This is a genomic window from Neisseria leonii, assembly GCF_028776105.2.
In the GTDB taxonomy this organism is placed as follows: Bacteria; Pseudomonadota; Gammaproteobacteria; order Burkholderiales; family Neisseriaceae; genus Neisseria; species Neisseria leonii.
Genome location: NZ_CP145606.1, coordinates 823,811 through 844,514 on the forward strand (window position 1 = coordinate 823,811; position 20,704 = coordinate 844,514).

Consider the following 20,704-nt stretch of genomic DNA (forward strand, 5'->3'; position numbering starts at 1 on the left):
GGATCCGTCCGGTTTTCAGACGGCCTTCCATTTGGGCTGCGGCTCTAAAAAAACACGGCAGGCTGCCGCCCTTTCCATTAACATAGGCCGCCATACCGAAAACAATCAATCAAGGAACCGCCATGACCCGCCTGCTCGCCGCCCCGCTGGTGCTGCCCCGCCATACCCTGCGCAACCGCATTATTATGGGTTCGATGCATACCGGCTTTGAGGAACACCCCGAGGGCAGCCTGCCCTTGGCCGCCTTTTACGCCGAGCGTGCCAAAGGCGGTGCGGCACTGATTATCACCGGCGGCATCGCCCCCAATCGCGACGGTGCGGTCATGGAGGACGGTGCCAGGCTGACAGACGCAGACGAAGTGGCGTGGCACCGCCCGCTGACCGCAGCGGCACACCGCCACGGTGCGAAAATCTGCCTGCAAATCCTGCATACCGGCCGCTATGCCATGAGCCGCAATCCCGTCGCCCCCAGCGCCGTCCCCACACCGATCAATCCGGCCAAACCGCGCGCCCTGACCACAGAAGAAGTACGCCAAACCGTACAGGACTATATCCGCTGCGCCCTGCTCGCCAAGGAAGCCGGTTACGACGGCGTGGAAATCATGGGCAGCGAAGGCTATTTAATCAACCAGTTCCTCGCCCCGGCCACCAATCTGCGCGACGACGCATACGGCGGCAGCCTCGACAACCGCCACCGTTTTGCCGAAGAAATCTGCACCGGTATCCGCACTGCCTGCGGCGACGGTTTTTTAATGATTTTCCGCCTCTCGCTGCTTGATCTGGTGGAAAACGGTTCGACTTGGGACGAAAACCTGATACTGGCACACAAACTGCAACAGGCGGGCGTGGATATGTTCAACACCGGCATCGGCTGGCACGAAGCGCGTATTCCGACCATCGCCACCATGGTGCCGCGCGCAGCATTCGCCGGTTTTACCGCCAAACTCAAACAGGCCGTCGATATTCCCGTGATTGCGGCCAACCGTATCAATATGCCCGAAGTGGCGGAAGACATTCTGCAAAGCGGTATGGCCGATGCGGTGTGTCTGGCGCGCCCGCTGCTGGCCGATCCCGAGTGGCCGAACAAAGCTGTGCAGCAGCAGGACGACGCCGTCAATACCTGCATCGCCTGCAACCAGGCCTGCCTCGACCACCTGTTTGAAGGCAAAGCCGCCACCTGCCTGGTCAATCCGTTTGCCGGTTATGAAACCCGTATGCACATCACACCCGCCGCCCTGCCGAAGCACATTGCCGTTGTCGGGGCGGGACCTGCCGGCCTGGCTTTTGCCGATACGGCCGCCCGCCGCGGCCACCGCATTACCCTGTTCGACCAATCCGATGAAATCGGCGGCCAGCTCAATATTGCCAAAACCATTCCCGGCAAACCCGAATTTCACGAAACCCTGCGCTATTTCCGCCACCGTCTCCACCACCCCGGCATCACACTGCAACTCGGCCGCCGTGCAGAAGCCGCCGATCTGGCCGCATTCGACGAAATCGTGCTGGCAACCGGCATACGCCCGCGCCTGCCGCAAATCGAAGGCATCGGCCACCCGAAAGTCCTCAGCTATCTGGACGTTTTGCGCGACCGCCGCCCCGTCGGCGGCAATGTCGCCATCATCGGCGCGGGCGGCATCGGTTTCGATACCGCCGAGTTTCTGGCACACAGCGGCACGGACAGCGCGCTGGACACACCGCTGTTCCTCCGTCAGTGGCAAATCGATCCCACCATGCAGGCGCGCGGCGCACTGAAATCCGACAGAGCCGCCCTGCCCGCCGCCGCCCGCCGCATCTGGCTGCTGCAACGCAAAACCGGCACGCCGGGCAGGCAGTTGGGTAAAACTACGGGGTGGATCCACCGTTTGAGCCTGGCCGGCATGGGTGTTACACTGTGGGGCGGTGTCGAATATCTGAAAATCGACGACGGAGGACTGCATATCCGCCGTGACGGCGAAGTTTCCGTTCTGCCTGCCGACCACATCGTTATCTGTGCCGGACAAGAGCCGCAACAGGAATTGGCTGCCGCGCTGGCCGCAATCGGCCGTACCGCCCATCTGATCGGCGGCGCGGAAAAAGCCGCCGAACTCGATGCCAAACGTGCCATCCGTGCCGGTACCGAACTGGCTTTACGCATCTGACCATCAAAAAGGCCGTCTGAAAACCGCATTTCCTGTTTTCAGACGGCCTGTTCTATATCAAGGCAGTTCCCGCTGCCCGTAATCTTATTGCAGCGGTTTGTCCAAACCGAGAATTTCTATCATCGCGTTGGTAAATGCCGGATTGGACGGCTTGCTGGTCATATTCGGCCACCGCTGCTGCCAACCGCGTACTGCACGCTCCACCAGACGCTTGGATTCTTCTCTGCTGATGGCACCCCGCTGACTGTCCACAGCGGCACGCAAATACACATTGTACACATCGTCATCGACCGCATTGCGGCCTACCAGATTCAGGCGGAAACGGTTGATGTACTGCGCGGCCTGTACACGGGTCATTTCCTCTTTGGCGACCTGACCGGACAAACGCTGCATTTCCGCATTCAGCTTGGCCACATCCGACCAGTGGCTTGGTGCCAGACGGAACGGCGCGGCAGAGGTGTCAATATCGGGATTGCTGCGGGCCTTAACCGGCACTTCCTGCAAAGTCGGTACATAAATGCTACTGCAACCGGCCAGCGCGAACAGCATGGCAGCGGCGGCAAAATGTTTTTTCATCGTCATCTTGATTTTTCTTTCTTCTAAAACAGCAGAATTATACCGTTTTGTTCCGACAGCGTGGCAACAAAAGCCGCCTTCTGTTGCACAATGCAGACAAAAGACGGCTTTTCGCGTCCGAACGGGTTTTATACCAAATCGGCAAACAGCGGTGTAGACAGGTAACGCTCGCCGTAAGACGGGATCAGCACCACAATCAGCTTGCCTCGGTTTTCCTCTTTGGCGGCCAGTTGCAGCGCGCTCCAAACGGCCGCACCCGAAGAAATGCCTACCAAAATGCCTTCTTTTTCCGCCATCGCGCGGGCGGTGGCGAAACTGGCTTCGTTCGGTGCCTGAACGATTTCGTCATAAACACCGGTATTCAGAATGCTGGGGACAAAACCCGCGCCGATACCCTGAATCGGATGCGGACCTTTCTGGCCGCCGCTCAATACGGGCGAGGCTTCCGGCTCGACGGCAACGATTTTGACTTCCGGTTTTCTGCTTTTCAGCACTTCGCCCACGCCGGTAATGGTGCCGCCGGTACCCACGCCGCCGACGAAAATATCGACTTGGCCGTCTGTATCGCGCCAGATTTCTTCGGCAGTGGTAGCACGGTGCACGGCCGGATTGGCTTCGTTATCGAACTGGCGCGGCATAAAGTACACATCGGGATTGTTGTCCACCAGCTCTTTGGCTTTGGCAATCGCACCGCCCATGCCGTCTGCGGCGGGGGTCAGAATCAGTTCGGCACCGAAAGCGCGCAACAGCATACGGCGTTCTTTACTCATGCTCTCGGGCATGGTAATCGCCAGCTTGTAACCGCGCGCGGCGCAGACCATCGCCAGACCGATACCGGTATTGCCGCTGGTCGCCTCGACGATGACGGTATTTTCACGGATTTTGCCTTCTTTTTCCGCCGCATCAATCATGGACTCGGCAATCCGGTCTTTCACGCTGCTGCCGGGGTTGAAAAATTCCAGCTTGGCCACCACGCGGGCGGGCAGGCCTTCGCTCAAACGGTTCAATGCCACTAAGGGCGTATTGCCGATCAGGTCGGTAATGCTGTTGGCGATTTTCATGCTCTATCCTTCGTCAGTTTGGGATGGTAATGTGCCGATACTAAGTAAAGGCCGTCTGAAAAACAAATAATTTATTCGCCCGCCGATATAACCGCCGGTTATATTTTTACGGCCGCACGCCGAAAGCCGCCAGCACACAGGCCGTCTGCATCGCCAGTGCCGCCATCAGTCCGAAATGCAGCCGCGCGCCGTCAAAATCTTGCGCCTCCTGCCCGTCCCAGCGGGCGTGAACGTAAAACAGCAGCATCAAAACCGACTGCATCGCCAGCCAGTGCAGCGGCTGGAAAAAATAAAGCTGCATCAGCCCGGCCGCCGCATACGGTGTGATGCCGTTCGGATACTGCCACCACACCAAAGCCGCCAGCAGCAGCGCGGCCGATGTCGAAACCCAGCCGCTGACCGCATACAGCGTCAGCAGACCGCTGCCGTGCCCGATGCGCCACATGCCGTTTTCCACCCGCCTCAGCTGCGGCAGCAGGCAGACGGAAGCAGCCGCAATATAAAACTGCGGCGCATACAGCAAAATCAGACGGCGTAAAGACGGTGCAGACGGCACCAGCCGGCCGGCAAGCATATCCGCCAGCAGCCACAGCAGCAGCGCACCGCCCAACCACCGCCGTTGGCGGCCGTGCCATGCGGCCAAAGCGAACAGGCTGATCTGCGCGGCCACCGCCCACAAAGCCGGATCGTTCCACACCATCAGTAAACCAGTTCACCGTCAAATACGGTTTCTGCCGGCCCCGTCATCCACACGCTGCCGCCCGGCTGCCAACTGACCGACAATTCTCCGCCCGGCAGCGACACACGCACCGCACCGCCCGCTGCCAGCAGCCCCAAACGCACACCGGCCACCACAGCCGCACACGCGCCCGTACCGCAGGCCTGCGTTTCGCCCACGCCGCGCTCGAAGACGCGCAGGCGTATATGGTGCGGATCCACCACCTGCATAAACCCCACATTCACCCGCTGCGGAAAGCGGCTGTGGCTTTCCAACTCCGCTCCCAAAGCCTGTACCGGCGCGGTATCCGTATCGTCCACCAGCAGAACGGCGTGCGGATTGCCCATATTCACACAACTCAACCGCACACCGTCCGTACCGGCCGCCACCATATGGCTGACCGCCGCTTCATCGCCGTCCGCAGGCGGCACAAACGGAATTTCAGACGGCCTCAGGCGCGGCACACCCATATCCACCTGCACCCGGCCGTCGGCTTGAAGTTTCGGCACAATCACGCCGCGCGCGGTTTCGACGACAATTTCGCGCTTGTCCGTCAACCCTTTATCGCTGACAAAACGGGCAAAACAGCGCGCACCGTTGCCGCACTGCTCCACTTCGCCGCCGTCGGCGTTAAAAATGCGGTAGCGGAAATCCACTCCCTCCGAAACCGCCCGCTCCACCACCAAAAGCTGGTCGAAACCCACTCCCGTATGACGGTCTGCCCACTGCCGGATCGGCGCACTTTCGGCATCAAACGGCTGATTGACCGCATCCACCACCATAAAATCATTGCCCAAACCGTGCATTTTGGTAAATTTCAAGCGTTTCACAGTCTATCCCTATATAATCCGCCACCAAAAAACGCATTATAGACCAAATCATCTTGCTTTTAAGGAAACACACTCATGAAAACCGCCCTTTCCGCCGCTCTGGTTTCCACGGTTCTGCTCGGTGCCTGCACCGCAGGCGCGCCCGGCATGTCCGTCAATCTGGGTATCGGCAGCAGCATCGGCCGCCATATCGGCCTCGGCACTTCCGTCAGCATTCCCGTCCGTCTCGATCAGGGGCAAACGGACAAAAGCGGCGGCCTGAACGTCATCGAAGAGCAGATTGTCGCCTATTTCGACGCTCAGGGCCGCAAAACCGACAAGCAAATGCCCGGCGGCTTCCACCGCCAGTTAATCAGCAAACGCAGCAGCAGCGACTATCTGGTTCAGGATTTTTACAGCGACAACAGCCGCAAGCGTACCGACCCGATGATCATCCCGCGCAACGCCCTGTTCGATTTCGATGCCCACCCCGCCGACGGTACCCGCACCGTCTATGCCTACAACGGCAGCCTGATGCAGCAGCAGGTTTACCAAAACAACCGTCTGATCAATGCCCGCTACTGAACGACACAAAAAGGCCGTCTGAAAGGCCGTTTGACGGTTTTCAGACGGCCTTTGCCGAAAAAATACGGCCGGAGCCAACCGCCCCGGCCGTATTGTTCAACCGTAATGCAGCTCCCCCGCTTTGCCGCGGAATGCCCAGTAGGCAAAAATGCTGTACGCGATGATGAACGGCACGGTAACGGAAACGCCGATCAGGGTAACGGCCAGAGTCGGCACAGAGGCGGCGGCTTCCCAAACCGTCAATTGGCCGATCACGGCATACGGATACAGGCTGATACCCAACCCCAGCGCACACAAAACCAGGCTCAGCACCACCCAGCCGAACGGCTGCCAACTGCCCTCGCGGCACACCGATGCGCGGCCGAGCAGCTGTTTGGCCCGGATCAGCGCGGCGGCGGCGGCAAGCGGCACCGGTGCCAGCACAAACACCCCCGGCGCGGTAAACCAGCGTTCGAAAACCCGGCCGCTCACATAAGGCGTGGCCAGCGAAATCAACACCAGACACACCACCACCGGCCACCATGCCTGATTGCCCCAGCGGCGCACTTTCTGCTGCAACGCGCCTTCGGTTTTCGGCAGCAGCCAGCAGGCCGCCAGCAGCACGTATACCGCCGGCACGGTCGCCATGATGCCCAAAGCAAACAGATAATCGGACGGCGCGGTGCCGAATGCGGTAATAAAGCGGCCGAGCATCCAGCCCTGTGTCAGTGCCATACCGGCCGAACCGAGCATAAAGGCGATGTTCCAGAGCTGTTTGTGGTTGTCGTCGGCCTTCACACGGAAATCGAATGCCGCCCCGCGCACCATCAGCGCAAACAGCATAAAGGTGGCGGGCAGATACAGATGCCCCAGTACCAGCGTGTTGGCGGCAGGAAATGCGATAAACAGCACGCCCGCACCCAGCACCAGCCAAGTCTCGTTCGCATCCCAAAACGGCCCGATCGAGCCGACCATAATATTCTGTTCAACCGCCTCGGCGCGCGGCAGCAGCATGCCCACGCCCAAATCGAAGCCGTCGAGTACGACATAAACCGTCATCGACAGACCCAGCAGTGCCAGAAACACCAAAGGCAGCCAATAAGCCCAATCCATTTTACACCTCCCTGTCCGGCATGACTTCGGAAGCCGGGCTGTCATTGGCCGGGTGCTCCGCCATGTATTTGAGTACCATCACATACGAAAACAGCAGCAGCGCATACAGCACCAGATACATCACCAGCGTCAGGCCGATGTTTTCAGACGGCACCATACGGGTAACGGCATCGCGTGTGCGCAGCAGTCCCTGTACCAGAAACGGCTGGCGGCCGATTTCGGTCACATACCAACCCGCCAGCGTCGCACCCCAGCCGGAAAACGTCATCAGTGCCAATCCGCGCAACAGCCAGCGCGGCAAGGCCTGCGGCTGCCAGTTTGCCCGCCGCAGTTTGAACCAGCCCAGCCAGCTTGTCACCAGCATCAGCAGACCGATACCCACCATGATGCGGAAAGCGAAAAACACCGGTGCCACGGGCGGGCGGTCTTCAAATTCGTTCAGGCCGCGGATTTCTCCGTCCAGACTGTGCGTCAGAATCAGCGAACCCAGATACGGAATTTTGACCGCATAATCGGTACGCCCCGCTTGCTCGTCCGGCCAGCCGATCAAGGTCAGCGGCACCGGCTTTTCCGTTTCCCACACCGCCTCCACCGCCGCAATTTTCGCAGGCTGGTATTTCAGACTGTTCAAGCCGTGCAGGTCGCCCGCAATCATCTGCAGCACCACCGCCACGGCCGCAATGCCCAACCCCGTTTTCATCACCTTGGCCGTGGCCCGGTTGGCGGTATTTTTCAGCACCTGCCACGCCGACAGTCCGACCAGCAGGAAGGAAGCCGTCAGCGTGGAGGCCAGCAGCATGTGCGCCAGACGGTAGGGGAAAGACGGATTGAACACCACCTGCAACCAGTTTGCCGCGTGGATCACCCCTTCACTGTCCACCCGGTAGCCCTGCGGTGTCTGCATCCACGAATTGAGCGACAAAATCCAGAATGCCGACAGCAGCGTACCCGCCGCCACAATCACCGAAGCGGCCATATGCACCCTGCGGCTGACCCGCTCGCGGCCGAACAGCATAATGCCCAAAAAGCCCGCTTCCAGAAAAAACGCCGTCAGCACCTCATAGCCCAGCAGCGGCCCGGCCACATTGCCCGCCCGCTCCATAAAACCCGGCCAGTTGGTGCCGAACTGCATACTCATTACCACGCCCGACACCACGCCCATCGCGAAGCTCACGGCAAACACCTTGGTCCAGAAATAATAGGCCTGCTCCCACACCGGCGCATCAGCACCGCCGCGGTTGGCACGGCTGCGAAAATACACCACCAGCCACGCCAACGCGATATTGATGGTGGGAAACAGAATATGAAAACTGATGTTCACCGCAAACTGTATGCGGCTGAGGATAAGCGCGTCCATCACGGATCCTTCTCAATCATGCACTCCGCCCGCAGGCCGCACCCGAATGAATCCGCTTACGGTTCAGACGGCCTCACAGGCAGCGCGCATTTTATCAGAGCCGCCCGGACACATACCTGCCGCTTACACAATCTAACTTTCCGCCATTCAGACGGCATAACCACCCGCCAAGGCCGTCTGAAAACGCCTGCCCGCTGCTGTACACCCCGCCGCCCCGCCGCTACAATCGCCCATTTACCCGAACGGAAAACACGCACCATGATCACCCTCCACCTGCTCAAATACTCGCGCGCGCAGCGCATCGTCTGGCTCTTGGAAATGCTGGAAACCGAATACCGCCTGCAATTTTATCCGCGCAACGAAAAGACCATGCTCGCACCCGACGCGCTGAAAACCGTACACCCGCTGGGCAAATCGCCCGTTCTGGAAGACGGCGGCACCGTACTGGCCGAAAGCGGCGCGATTGTCGATTACCTGATCCAAACCTACGGCAACGGCAATCTGATGCCCCCGCGCCAAAGCGAAAACTATTGGCCGTACCAACGCTGGCTGCATTACGCCGAAGGCTCTCTGATGCCGCTGATGCTGATGTCGCTCGTTTTCCGCCGCATCGACGACACCCCGATGCCGTTTTTCGCCAAACCCGTCGCCAAAAAAATCACCGGCAAAGTGCGCAGCCAATTCCTCGCCCCGCAGCTTGCCCTGCATCTGGGCCACATCGAAAACGAACTGGCCGGTAAAAACTGGCTCTTCGGCGACGAGCCCGGCGGAGCCGATGTCATGATGAGCTTCCCGCTCCAAGCTGCCGCCCAACGCACCGACCTGACCCCCTACCCCCATATCCGCCGCTATCTGGCACAAATCGAAGCCCACCCCGCCTACCGCCGCGCCGTCGCCAAAGCCGGTACGCCGCTGCCGCAACAGGCTTAAAGGCCGTCTGAAAACCGCAACAGGCCGTTCCGCCCGCATACGGAACGGCCTGTTTGTTTACACCGCCCGCAGAACCTGCCCACCAAGCCTTACCCGACTCCGTACTCAATTAACAATAATAATTTTTATTTGCTATAATATCCCGTATCATCATCTGCAAAACAACAGGAGAAATCATAAAATCCGTCCGCACATGGATCGCACTGCGCGACATCCGTGCCTGCTGCCGACAAACAGGGTAAAACCCGGCACGCTTCTATGCCCAGTGCCGCAACTATGCCGTATCAGCCGGAATATAAACTGCAACCGGCTCACCATATCATTCAGACGACCATCAAGGCCGTCTGAAAACGCAAACAAGGAGAAAACATGACAACCCCCACATTCGCCGAACGCCTGAAAACGGAAACCCGCGCCACCCACGACAGCGTGGATCAGCTCGTGATGTCGGTCAAGCCGTTCGACAGCAAAGAAAACTACATCGGATTTCTCAACCTGCAATCCGTCTTCCATAAAATCGTCGATGACATCTACCGTGATCCGGCACTCAACCGCGCCATTCCCGGTCTTGCACAAATGGCGCGCTACGCTGCCGTAACCGCCGATTTGGCCGACCTGAACCAACCAGAATACCGCTTTGACGGTACCCTGCCCGTCCCCACAGGCAACCGCGCCGTCGGCTGGCTGTACTGTGCCGAAGGCTCCAATATCGGTGCTGCTTTCCTGTTCAAAGATGCCAAAGAAAAACTCGGCTACGACGAGAACTTCGGCGCGCGCCACCTTGATGCCCACCCCGACGGCCGTGCCAAACACTGGCGCGCCTTCCGCGAACAGCTCAACCGCCTGAATCTGGATACGGCCGCCCAAAACGAAGCCGTAGAGGGCGCGCTGGAAGCCTTTGCGTTCTACAAAAGCGCGCTGCGGCAGATTTTCACTTCCCATGCAGAACATTCAGACGGCCTAACACCTGCCTGAAATCTGCCTGTTCACACGCGCACTACACAAAAAACGGCAGCCACCGGCCTGCCGTTTTTTGCTCTATCGGCCGTATTCCCAAATCCGATACACGGCCACAACCCGGCAGAGTATTTCGATTCTGCCCGAATCTGCCGCGTCATATCGGGTAATGTGTAGTCGGATATCCATATCCGACACCGCCAAAATCATAGAAAAACCAATATGGCGTTGATGGAAACTGCTGTCGGATTCAAGAATCCGACCTGCGTCAGGCTGTTTTCAGACGGCCCTTTCTACTTGGCCCGCACTGGTCAAATTATTCACATTTGTAGGTCGGATACTCGTATCCGACACCGCCAAACCACTTTTGACGGTTATTGATAATTCTGCCGACATGGTTTACTCTGTGAAATCATTGATATTAAAAAGAGAGCGAAAAATGTTGTGGCTCATTTGGCTATTTTTCGTGCTCTGCTTGATTTGTAGCGCGATTGGTGCGGTTTGTGGCGTGATTTACGGCTTATATGTAAGTCATAAAATTTGGTTTGGCAAATAATCTCTAACCTTCTGATATTTCTCCATTTAAAATTTCTGATACTTTTGTTTGATCTGCCGATTGACTTCATCCAGCCAGTCGGCAAACTCGTCTAACGGCAAGTCGTAAATCTCTTGCACGCTGTACCCGAACCACCATGGATAGCGCGCCCCAGCACATCGTATTCACGTTGCAGCAAAGATGTACTGCTTTTCAGATCGGTAAAACTGCGTAACACAGCACGAATCGCACCGACTGCACCACCAACTGCGGCACCAAAGAAAAAATCAAATGTTGCTTTGATTGAAAGCAGCTGAGATAAATAACCCGGCCTTGTGCAATCAATGGGATAAAGGGGAGAAAGCAGGATAAGTCGGAATCACGGTTGTGAAACGGTATTGCAGAGAGTGCAATGAATCAAAAAGCAGATTTTTTCCGCTCTTTGCATTTGTTACAGACCTTTGCTTAAATTTGATGGAAGTCTTGTCGGATTCAAGAATCCGACCTACATCTTTGCGGATAGCGGTATCAGGGGGCATGAAAAATCAGGGGCATGAAAAATCAGGCGAATAAAAAAGCCGGAGTCTCAAAAGATTCCGGCTTTGTTCCGTTGTGTTATGTGTTACAGACTGTAATACATTTCAAATTCCAGCGGGTGCGGTGCCATTTGCAGGCGGCGGACGTCTTCTTCTTTCAGGGCGATGTAGCTGTCCACCCAGTCTTTGCTGAACACGCCGCCGCGCAGCAGGAATTCGTGGTCGTCGCGCAGGGCTTTGAGGGCTTCGTCCAAAGAAGCGCATACAGTGGGGATTTGCGCATCTTCTTCCGGCGGCAGGTCGTACAGGTTTTTGCTGGCCGGATCGCCGGGGTGGATTTTGTTCTGGATACCGTCCAAACCGGCCATCAGCAGGGCGGCAAACGCCAGATACGGGTTGGCGGTCGGATCGGGGAAACGTGCTTCGATGCGGCGGGCTTTGGCACTGTTCACCGCCGGAATGCGGATGGAAGCAGAACGGTTTTTGGCCGAATAGGCCAGTTTTACCGGTGCTTCAAAATGCGGCACCAGCCGTTTGTAGGAGTTGGTGGACGGATTGGTGATGGCGTTGAGGGCTTTGGCATGTTTGATAATGCCGCCGATGTAGTACAGCGCCTCATCGCTCAAACCGGCATAGCCGTCGCCCGCAAACAGGTTCTGCCCGTCTTTCCAGATGGATTGGTGCACGTGCATACCGCTGCCGTTGTCGCCCATAATCGGTTTGGGCATAAAGGTGGCGGTTTTGCCGAAATTGTGCGCCACATTCTGAATCACATATTTCATATCCTGCGTCCAGTCGGCACGGCGCACCAGTGTGCTGAATTGGGTGCCGATTTCCATTTGGCCGGCGGTGGCCACTTCGCCGTGGTGCACTTCCACCGGAATGCCGATTTCTTCCAGAATATTGACCATGGCCGAACGCAGGTCTTGGCCGAAATCGATCGGTGCCATGGAGAAATAGTTGCCTTTAATCATCGGGCGGTGGCCGGTATTTTGACCGTCCAGAGCCGCGCCGCTGCTCCAAGCCGCGCCCTCGCTGTGGATTTGGTAGCGGGTGCCTTGGTAGCCGGTTTCGTATTCGATGCCGTCGAAGACGAAAAATTCGGGTTCGGGGCCGAAATAGGCGGTATCGCCGATACCGGAAGATTTCAGATAGGCTTCGGCACGCTTGGCGATGGAACGCGGGTCGCGGTCATAGCCGCGTCCGTCGGCAGGATCGATAATGTCGCAGGTAATGACGACGGTGGCATCGTCGTAAAACGGGTCGAGATACGCCGTGGCCGCATCGGGTTTGAGCTGCATATCGGAGGCCTGAATGCCTTTCCAGCCGTCAATCGACGAACCGTCGAAAGCCTGACCGTTTTCAAACCACTCTTCCGGGTCTTCCAATACGATGCGGGCAGGCAGGGAAACGTGTTTCTGTTTGCCTTTGGTGTCGGTAAAGCGCAAATCGACGTATTTCACGTCGTTTTCTTCAATCAGTTTGACCACGTCTTTGACGGACATCATTCTCTCCTAAAAAGGGGGTTGGATTCAGCTTGCAGTGCGATTGTACAACTAATCGTGCAGCTGCGGCAGCAGGCCGTCTGAAAAGCGCGCTCTATGCATTCAGACGGCCTGTTCCGCTCAGATTCGGCCGTTTACAGACCGCCTGCACCGATACCGTTGGCAATATCGCGCACCGCCGTAACGTACATCCGGCTGTTGTTATATTTCCATACGGCATAAAAATTGTTCAGACCGATAAAATAATCATACTGATCGGGTGCGGTTTCCAGCCGGAACAGCACCGCGCGCTCGTGATCGGCCACGCTGCCCAAAGGCTCCACGCCCCAATCGCGCAATTGGCCGACGGTATATTTCAGCTCGGTTTTCTCATCGATCAAGGCCTGCAACTGCGGCGTCAGGGTCAGCGATACCGGCACCATCACCGGCGCGCCGCTTTTCCAGCCGTGCGCTTTCAGGTAGTTGGCTACCGAAGCGGCCACATCCGGCACGCTGCCCCAGATATTGCGCTTCCCGTCGCCGTCATAATCCACCGCCCATTTGCGGTAGCTCGACGGCATAAACTGCGGCATCCCCATCGCACCGGCATAACTGCCGACAAATGAAAGCGGGTCTTGGTTTTCCTCGCGGCTCATCAGCAGCATTTCGCGCAATTCCTGTTGGAAAAACGCACTTCGGCGCGGATAGTCGAAAGCCAGCGTGGACAGCGAATCGGCCAGGCGGAAACTGCCCATATTGCGACCGTAATTGGTTTCGATGCCCACAATCGCCACAATGATTTCCGCCGGTACGCCGTATTGGCGTGCCACTTGGTCGATAACTTGGCGGTTTTGCGCATAAAACGCCCTGCCGCCGTTTATCTTGGCCGATCCGGCATTGTTGGCACGGAAACGGTACCACGGCTGAGCAGTACCGGGCTGGTTCATAATATTGATAATATTGCCTTTATAGGCCGCCTGGGCAAAAAAATCTTCCAATTGAACCCGATTCAGACGGCCTTGTGCCGCCTCGTGCCGGATAAAGTTCTGTACATTCGGATGATTCGGAAAACCCGTTTCGGCCACCGACGGCTGCGCCGCATCAAAAACAGGCTGCCCGACAGCTTGGGCCGGGGCAGCCGGTGTCCGGCTGCCCGCCGTGCTTTGCTGTTCGGACGGAACGCTGCCGCATGCAGCCAGTACGGCAGCTGCCGCTGCGGATAAAAACCACTGTTTTTTCATATCTTTTCCTGATGCTATGGCGCGGCAGTCCAATCCCTACCCTGATGACGGTTACGCCCCACAGGCAGCCGCCACCAAAGCGGCCGCTTCGTCTGCTGCCACACTTTGCGCTTCGCTGTCGGTGCGGCGGGCGTATTCGACTGCTCCTTCTTTCAAACCGCGGTCGCCGATGACGATGCGGTGCGGAATACCGAGCAGTTCGGAATCGTTCAGCAGCACACCGGCGCGCTCGTCGCGGTCGTCGAGCAAAACGTCCACGCCCGCCGCCAGCAGTTCGGCGTAGATTTTGTCGGCTGCCGCTTTCACTGCTTCGGATTTTTTGTAGTTCATCGGCACAATCACTGCTTGGAACGGTGCCATCGCCTGTGTCCAGACAATGCCGCGCTCGTCATGATTCTGCTCGATGGCCGCCGCCACAATGCGGGTGATGCCGATACCGTAGCAGCCCATTTCCATGATTTGCGATTTGCCGTTGTTGTCCAAAAAAGCGGCATTCATGGCTTGGGAATATTTGTCGCGCAGTTGGAAAACGTGGCCGACTTCGATGCCGCGCGCCAGTTTCAGACGGCCTTGTCCGCAGGGGCTGGGATCGCCTTCGACAACGTTGCGCAAATCGACGAATTCGGGTTCGGGGCAGTCGCGGCCGAAGTTGAAACCGGTGTAGTGGTAGTCGTCTTCATTGGCACCGATCACGGTGTCGGCCAGTTTTTCCACCGCATAATCGGCATACACTTTGCCTTTGAAGCCCACCGGCCCCAGCGAACCGCCGTTTGCCCCGAAGGCCGTCTGAATCGCGGCAGGGTCGGCCATCGTCAGCGGAGATTTGATGCCGGGCAGTTTTTCCGCCTTGATGTCGTTAAACTCATGATCGCCGCGCAGCAGCAGCAATACCAATTCACCCTCTTCTTCGCCTTCCACCACAATCGATTTCAACGTGCGCCCGATGGGGATATTCAGAAATTCGACCAACGCGGCGATGGTTTTTACATTGGGCGTATGCACTTTGGTTAAGGTTTCTGCGGCAGCGGCGCGTTCGCCCGTCTGCGGCAGGGTGGCGGCCAGCTCGACATTGGCGGCGTAGTCCGAAGTATCGCTGTATGCAATCACGTCTTCGCCGCTCTCGGCCAACACCTGAAATTCGTGCGAGCCGGTACCGCCGATGCTGCCGGTATCCGCAGCCACGGGGCGGTAGTTCAAGCCCAGACGGTCGAAAATGCGGCAATAGGCGTCATACATCGGCCGATAGCCGTCGCGCACCAGCGATTCGTAATCGGCATGGAAAGAATAAGCATCTTTCATGACAAATTCGCGCGCGCGCATCACGCCGAAACGCGGCCGCACTTCATCGCGGAATTTGGTTTGGATATGGTAGAAATTTTTCGGCAGCTGTTTATAGCTGGTGATTTCTTTGCGCACGATGTCGGTGATGACTTCTTCGCAGGTCGGACCCAGACAGAAATCGCGTTCGTGGCGGTCTTTGATGCGCAACAACTCTTTGCCGTAAAACGCCCAGCGGCCCGATTCCTGCCACAACTCGGCAGGCTGCACCACCGGCATCAGCAATTCCACGCTGCCCGCGCGGTTCATCTCTTCGCGCACGATGTTTTCCACTTTGCGCAGCACGCGCAAGCCCATCGGCATCCAGGTGTACAACCCCGAAGCGGCGGCTTTGATCAAACCCGCGCGTATCATCAATCGGTGGCTGGGCAGCACGGCTTCGGCGGGAGCTTCTTTGAGGGTGGAAATAAAAAATTGGCTGGCTTTCATAAGGGTCGGTGCCTGTCGGTCAAAATGGGGCTTATTGTAACGCCAAACCTGCCGTACGACACGGGATTTTCGGTTTTCCCGAACCTATTTTCCGAAAAAATCAAGCCATTCATACACAGTTTTGCGAGCACTTTGTTTTTGCTTGGTTTTTTCCGATAAGTATTGCATTGGACAGGTTTATTTTATAAATGATTGATTTTTAATGATTATTTTTGCATATTTTTTAAGCAGGTTAAGAACCGGCTTGATTTCATCGGCGGTATGGCAGCCGTTTTTCCACTTACGCACAGATTTATCCACAGATTTTGTGAATGACTCATGACAAGCACGCAAGCCGTCTGAAAAAACGGGCGGCCGGACACATCAGACGGCCTGTTCAGGTGTCCCGCGCGCCGTCGAACAAATCGGTGTCGAACAGATCGGCCTCGCGTTTCGGCAGTGAACAATCCAGCCGAAGCGGTTCCAGCGGCCGGCAGCAGCACGGCAGAATTTCACCGGGCAGAACAAACGCCAGCGGCGGCTCGGCATAATCCACCCTGCCCGCCAGCATCCTGACCCGACAGGCACCGCAATAGCCGCTGCGGCACTGGTATTCCACATCATGACCGGTGCGCTCCAACCCCTCCAAAAGGGTTTCGCCCTCTTGCAGCGTGAACATTTGATCGTTGGTGGTTATCAGCATCATCAACCGGAAACTCCGCCGCACGGCAGGCTCACTGCCCGGATTGGGCCGATCGGCCAAACAGGCCGTCTGAAAAAACAGTACGCGTGCTTTTCAGACGGCCTGAGACAGGCGGCGTTACAGCTCAAAATCGCCCAAATCTTCCGCATTGACCTCGGCATCGATCTGGCCGATCAGATAGGAGGAAATTTCCACTTCCTGCGGTGCCACCTGGACATTGTCGGAGGAAAGCCAGGCATTGATCCACGGAATCGGGTTTTGCGTGGCTTTTTCAAACGCGGCAGGCAGGCCGACGGCCGTCATGCGCAGATTGGTAATGTATTCGACATACTGGCCGAGAATATCTTTATTCAGCCCGATCATCGAACCGTCTTTGAACAGATAAGCCGCCCATTCTTTTTCCTGCATCGCGGCTTTTTTGAACAGCGCGAAACATTCTTCCTGCAACTCTGCGGCCACGGCGGCCATTTCAGGATCATCGACACCGCTGCGCATCAGGTTGAGCATATGCTGGGTACTGGTCAGGTGCAGGGCTTCGTCGCGCGCAATCAGTTTGATGATTTTGGCATTGCCCTCCATCAGCTCGCGCTCGGCAAAAGCAAACGAACAGGCAAAGGAAACGTAAAACCGGATTGCTTCCAACACATTGACGCACATCAGGCACAGATACAGCTTTTTCTTCAACTCGCGCAGGCTGACGGACACGCTCCTGCCGTTTATCTGGTGCCGTCCCTCGCCCAGCAAATTGTAATACTGACTGTATTCGATCAAATCGTCGTAATAGCAGGCAATGTCTTCGGCACGCGCCTGAATGTATTCGTTCTGCACAATATCGTCGAACACCGCCGAAGGATCGTTAACGATATTGCGGATAATGTGGGTGTAGCTGCGCGAATGGATCGTTTCGGAGAAACTCCACGTTTCAATCCACGTTTCCAGCTCGGGAATCGACACCAAAGGCAGCAAAGCCACATTGGGGCTGCGCCCCTGAATCGAATCGAGCAGGGTCTGATATTTCAAATTACTGATAAAAATATGTTTTTCATGCTCGGGCAGATTGGCGTAATCGATGCGGTCGCGCGATACGTCGATTTCTTCCGGCCGCCAGAAAAACGACAGCTGCTTTTCAATCAGCTTTTCAAAAATCTCGTATTTCTGCTGGTCGTAACGCGCCACATTGACCGGCTGGCCGAAAAACATCGGCTCATGCAGGGCATCGTTCTGCGCTTTGCTGAACGTGCTGTAAGACATGGTAAGGTGTTCGCAGGACATGATATTTCCGTTCCAAACAAAATTCATCGCTAAGGCCGTCTGAAACGGCATTCAGACGGCATATCCGATGCCGTCTGCCCACATGCCGCGACCGGCAGGACAAAGTCAGATTTTGCACGCCCCGCCCGCACAGCCGTCGTCCTGCAAATCCTGCTGGGTGTCGTCGGCACCGTCGCGGGTGTTGTGGTAGTACAGGGTTTTCAGGCCGTATTTATAGGCAGTGAGCAAATCTTTGAGCATCTGCTTCATCGGTACTTTGTGCCCGTCGAATTTGGCCGGGTCGTAGGCAGTATTGGCCGAAATCGCCTGATCGACAAATTTCTGCATCACGCCGACCAGCTTGATATAACCGTCGTTATTGGGCAGCTGCCACAGGGTTTCGTATTGGTTTTTCAAACGCTCAAACTCGGGAACGACCTGTTTCAGAATGCCGTCTTTCGATGCCTTAACCGATACCAGTCCGCGCGGCGGTTCGATGCCGTTGGTTGCGTTGGCAATCTGCGAGCTGGTTTCAGACGGCATCAAGGCGGTCAGCGTGGAGTTGCGCAGGCCGTGCTGCACAATATCGGCGCGCAGGCTTTCCCAATCCAGATGCAGCGGCTCGGTGCAGACGGCATCCAAATCTTTTTTGTAGGTATCAATCGGCAAAATGCCTCGGGCATAGGTGGTTTCACCGAACAGCGGGCAGGCTCCGTATTCTTTGGCCAGATTGACCGAGGCTCGGAGCAGGTAATACTGAATCGCTTCGAAGGTGCGGTGGGTCAGGCCGATGGCGGAATCGTCGCTGTAACGCACGCCGTTTTTGGCCAGATAATAGGCATAGTTAATCACACCGATGCCCAAAGTGCGGCGGTTCATGGTCGCGATTCTGGCCGCCTTAATCGGATAATCCTGATAATCGAGCAGCGCATCCAGCGCGCGTACCGCCAGATCGGCCAAACCTTCCAGCTCGTCCAGACTTTCCAATGCGCCCAAGTTGAATGCCGACAGGGTGCACAGGGCGATTTCGCCGTTTTCGTCGTTAATGTCGTTCAGCGGCTTGGTCGGCAGCGCGATTTCCAGACACAGATTCGACTGGCGCACCGGCGCGACTTGGGGATCAAACGGGCTGTGCGTATTGCAGTGGTCGACGTTTTGGATATAGATGCGGCCGGTACCGGCACGCTCCTGCATCAGGGTCGAGAACAAATCGGTGGCGGGAATGCTGCGTTTGCGGACAGACGGATCCTGCTCGTATTGCGTATAGAGACGCTCGAACTCGTCCTGATCGGCGAAGAACGCATCATAAAGTCCCGGCACTTCGTTGGGCGAGAACAGCGTAATATCGCCGCCCTTAATCAGGCGGGTATAGAGCAAGCGGTTAATCTGAACGCCGTAATCGAGCTGGCGTACGCGGTTGTCTTCCACACCGCGGTTGTTTTTCAGTACCAGCAGGCTTTCCACTTCGATATGCCACAGGGGGTAAAACAGTGTCGCCGCCCCGCCGCGCACCCCGCCCTGCGAGCAGGATTTGACGGCCGCCTGAAACATTTTGAAAAACGGGATACAGCCGGTGTGCTGCGCTTCGCCGCCGCGGATTTCGCTGCCCAAACCGCGGATACGTCCGGCATTGATGCCGATGCCCGCACGTTGGGAAACGTATTTCACAATCGATGAGGTAGTGGCATTGATGGAATCGAGACTGTCGTCGCACTCAATCAGCACACACGAACTGAACTGGCGCGTCGGCGTGCGCACGCCCGACATAATCGGCGTGGGCAGGGAAATTTTGAACGTGGAAGCCGCATCGTAAAAACGCTTCACATAATCCAGACGGGTGGTTTTCGGGTATTTCGCAAACAGGCACATCGCCACCAACACATACAGAAACTGCGGCGTTTCATAAATCTGGCGGGTAACGCGGTTCTGCACCAGATATTTGCCTTCCAGCTGTTTGACGGCGGCATAGGAAAACGCCATATCGCGGTTGTGGTCGATATAGCAGTTCAGCTCGTCAAACTCTTCGCGGCTGTAATCGGCCAGAATATGGCGGTCGTATTTGCCTGCTTCGGTCAGTTTGGCGACATGGTCGAACAGGTGCGGCGGTTCGAACTGGCCGTAGGCGATTTTGCGGATATGGAAAATGGCCAGACGCGCAGCCAGATACTGATAATCGGGCGAATCGTTGGAAATCAGGTCGGCGGCGGCTTTGATGATGGTTTCGTGAATATCGTCGGTACGGATACCGTTGTAAAACTGAATGTGCGATTTCAACTCTACCTGCGACACCGATACATGGTTCAGCCCTTCTGCCGCCCATGTGATCACCCGATGGATTTTATCCAAATTAATTTCTTCCAAACGCCCGTCGCGTTTGGTTACTTTCAAATTCGTTGCCGCATTCATCGCCTACCTCAGAATTGTGTGAAAAGGCCGCTGTTTCCGCGCCTGAAAGAAAGCTCGGAATATATCGGATTCATATGGTCTTTACCAGTCTTGACAAGTGCGTTTTTCCGCCTGAGCCCCAGCCTGTACGGCTTTGCCGAAATGTAAAGTTCTGCTTGCCCGCAAGATGCAAAACGCCCTGCCTCTGAGGCAGGGCGGAGCGGTTTTGCGCCTGTTATTCGGCAGCCGCTTCGGCCGGTGCCGCAGCGGCGGGCTTCTCATGCTGGAGACTGACCGCACGGGCCGGCACAATAGTGGAAATGGCGTGCTTGTAAACCATTTGTGTAACCGAAGTATTGCGCAGCAGGACGACGTATTGGTCGAAAGATTCAACTTGGCCTTGCAGTTTGATACCGTTCACCAGATAGATGGAAACCGGCACATGTTCTTTACGCAGTGCATTTAAAAAAGGATCTTGTAACAGTTGCCCTTTGGCTGTCATTGTAATACTCCATTTAATATGGTGTCTGGATGATTGGAGGCTTATTGTAACGGCGAATCGGCGGTTTGCCTAATCTTTTTCCGCAAGAATATGCAAAA

General features: G+C 56.6%; 17 protein-coding genes. 4 read left to right on the forward strand and 13 right to left on the reverse strand.

All coding sequences use genetic code 11. From position 1 onward, the window contains the following. Nucleotides 1–122 precede the first annotated feature (122 nt). Complete coding sequence (locus ORY85_RS04025) at nt 123–2,138, forward strand: NADPH-dependent 2,4-dienoyl-CoA reductase (protein ID WP_274571241.1); 2,016 nt, start codon at nt 123–125, stop codon at nt 2,136–2,138. Between the two features lie 84 nt (nt 2,139–2,222). Here the strand turns inward: ORY85_RS04025 and ORY85_RS04030 are convergent, their stop codons facing one another. From ORY85_RS04030 to dapF, 4 genes are all read right to left on the reverse strand, one after another. Then, on the reverse strand, nt 2,223–2,714 hold the full coding sequence (locus ORY85_RS04030) for a prokaryotic membrane lipolipid attachment site family protein (protein WP_274571331.1): 492 nt from the start codon (nt 2,712–2,714) through the stop codon (nt 2,223–2,225). 128 nt (nt 2,715–2,842) lie between these two features. Next, entirely contained in the window at nt 2,843–3,775 is a 933-nt protein-coding gene (gene cysK / locus ORY85_RS04035) for a cysteine synthase A (protein ID WP_274571240.1), read from the reverse strand. Between the two features lie 106 nt (nt 3,776–3,881). After that, a complete protein-coding gene (locus tag ORY85_RS04040) occupies nt 3,882–4,475 on the reverse strand; it encodes a hypothetical protein (protein ID WP_274571239.1) in 594 nt (197 codons plus the stop codon). Then, nucleotides 4,475–5,323 carry a diaminopimelate epimerase gene (gene dapF, locus ORY85_RS04045; RefSeq protein ID WP_274571238.1) on the reverse strand — a complete coding sequence of 283 codons (849 nt, stop codon included), beginning with the start codon at nt 5,321–5,323 and terminating at the stop codon, nt 4,475–4,477. The genes ORY85_RS04040 and dapF overlap by 1 nt, the downstream gene beginning before the upstream one ends. A gap of 75 nt (nt 5,324–5,398) precedes the next feature. Between dapF and ORY85_RS04050 the strand changes: the two genes are divergently transcribed. After that, nucleotides 5,399–5,887: a NemA protein gene (locus tag ORY85_RS04050; protein WP_274571237.1), complete on the forward strand. Its 489-nt coding sequence runs from the start codon at nt 5,399–5,401 to the stop codon at nt 5,885–5,887. A gap of 96 nt (nt 5,888–5,983) precedes the next feature. Here the strand turns inward: ORY85_RS04050 and ORY85_RS04055 are convergent, their stop codons facing one another. Further along, nucleotides 5,984–6,979, reverse strand: coding sequence for a cytochrome d ubiquinol oxidase subunit II (locus ORY85_RS04055; protein WP_274571236.1), 996 nt, complete (start codon nt 6,977–6,979; stop codon nt 5,984–5,986). A 1-nt stretch (nt 6,980) separates the two neighbouring features. Continuing rightward, nucleotides 6,981–8,336 carry a cytochrome ubiquinol oxidase subunit I gene (locus ORY85_RS04060; protein ID WP_274571234.1) on the reverse strand — a complete coding sequence of 452 codons (1,356 nt, stop codon included), beginning with the start codon at nt 8,334–8,336 and terminating at the stop codon, nt 6,981–6,983. Nucleotides 8,337–8,594: 258 nt separating this feature from the next. Here ORY85_RS04060 and ORY85_RS04065 point away from each other — a divergent pair, with 258 nt between their 5' ends. Together ORY85_RS04065 and ORY85_RS04070 are read left to right on the forward strand one after the other, a co-directional pair. Then, entirely contained in the window at nt 8,595–9,266 is a 672-nt protein-coding gene (locus ORY85_RS04065) for a glutathione S-transferase family protein (RefSeq protein ID WP_274571330.1), read from the forward strand. A gap of 369 nt (nt 9,267–9,635) precedes the next feature. Beyond that, the gene (locus ORY85_RS04070) at nt 9,636–10,241 is read left to right on the forward strand and encodes a biliverdin-producing heme oxygenase (protein ID WP_274571233.1); all 606 of its coding nucleotides are present in this window, start codon (nt 9,636–9,638) and stop codon (nt 10,239–10,241) included. A gap of 1,139 nt (nt 10,242–11,380) precedes the next feature. Here the strand turns inward: ORY85_RS04070 and glnA are convergent. From glnA to hfq, 7 genes are all read right to left on the reverse strand, one after another. Further along, nucleotides 11,381–12,799 carry a type I glutamate--ammonia ligase gene (gene glnA, locus ORY85_RS04075; RefSeq protein WP_274571329.1) on the reverse strand — a complete coding sequence of 473 codons (1,419 nt, stop codon included), beginning with the start codon at nt 12,797–12,799 and terminating at the stop codon, nt 11,381–11,383. A gap of 134 nt (nt 12,800–12,933) precedes the next feature. After that, nucleotides 12,934–14,019 (reverse strand): lytic murein transglycosylase B, encoded by a 1,086-nt coding sequence (gene mltB / locus ORY85_RS04080; protein ID WP_274571231.1) that lies wholly within the window; start codon nt 14,017–14,019, stop codon nt 12,934–12,936. Nucleotides 14,020–14,070: 51 nt separating this feature from the next. Continuing rightward, nucleotides 14,071–15,786 (reverse strand): proline--tRNA ligase, encoded by a 1,716-nt coding sequence (locus tag ORY85_RS04085; RefSeq protein WP_274571229.1) that lies wholly within the window; start codon nt 15,784–15,786, stop codon nt 14,071–14,073. 376 nt (nt 15,787–16,162) lie between these two features. Then, on the reverse strand, nt 16,163–16,471 hold the full coding sequence (gene yfaE, locus ORY85_RS04090) for a class I ribonucleotide reductase maintenance protein YfaE (protein WP_274571227.1): 309 nt from the start codon (nt 16,469–16,471) through the stop codon (nt 16,163–16,165). A gap of 114 nt (nt 16,472–16,585) precedes the next feature. Beyond that, nucleotides 16,586–17,719, reverse strand: coding sequence for a class Ia ribonucleoside-diphosphate reductase subunit beta (gene nrdB / locus ORY85_RS04095; protein WP_274571328.1), 1,134 nt, complete (start codon nt 17,717–17,719; stop codon nt 16,586–16,588). Between the two features lie 126 nt (nt 17,720–17,845). Beyond that, entirely contained in the window at nt 17,846–20,125 is a 2,280-nt protein-coding gene (nrdA, locus tag ORY85_RS04100) for a class 1a ribonucleoside-diphosphate reductase subunit alpha (protein ID WP_274571225.1), read from the reverse strand. Nucleotides 20,126–20,339: 214 nt separating this feature from the next. Next, a complete protein-coding gene (gene hfq, locus ORY85_RS04105; RefSeq protein WP_274571224.1) occupies nt 20,340–20,606 on the reverse strand; it encodes an RNA chaperone Hfq in 267 nt (88 codons plus the stop codon). Between the last annotated feature and the right edge of the window lie 98 nt (nt 20,607–20,704).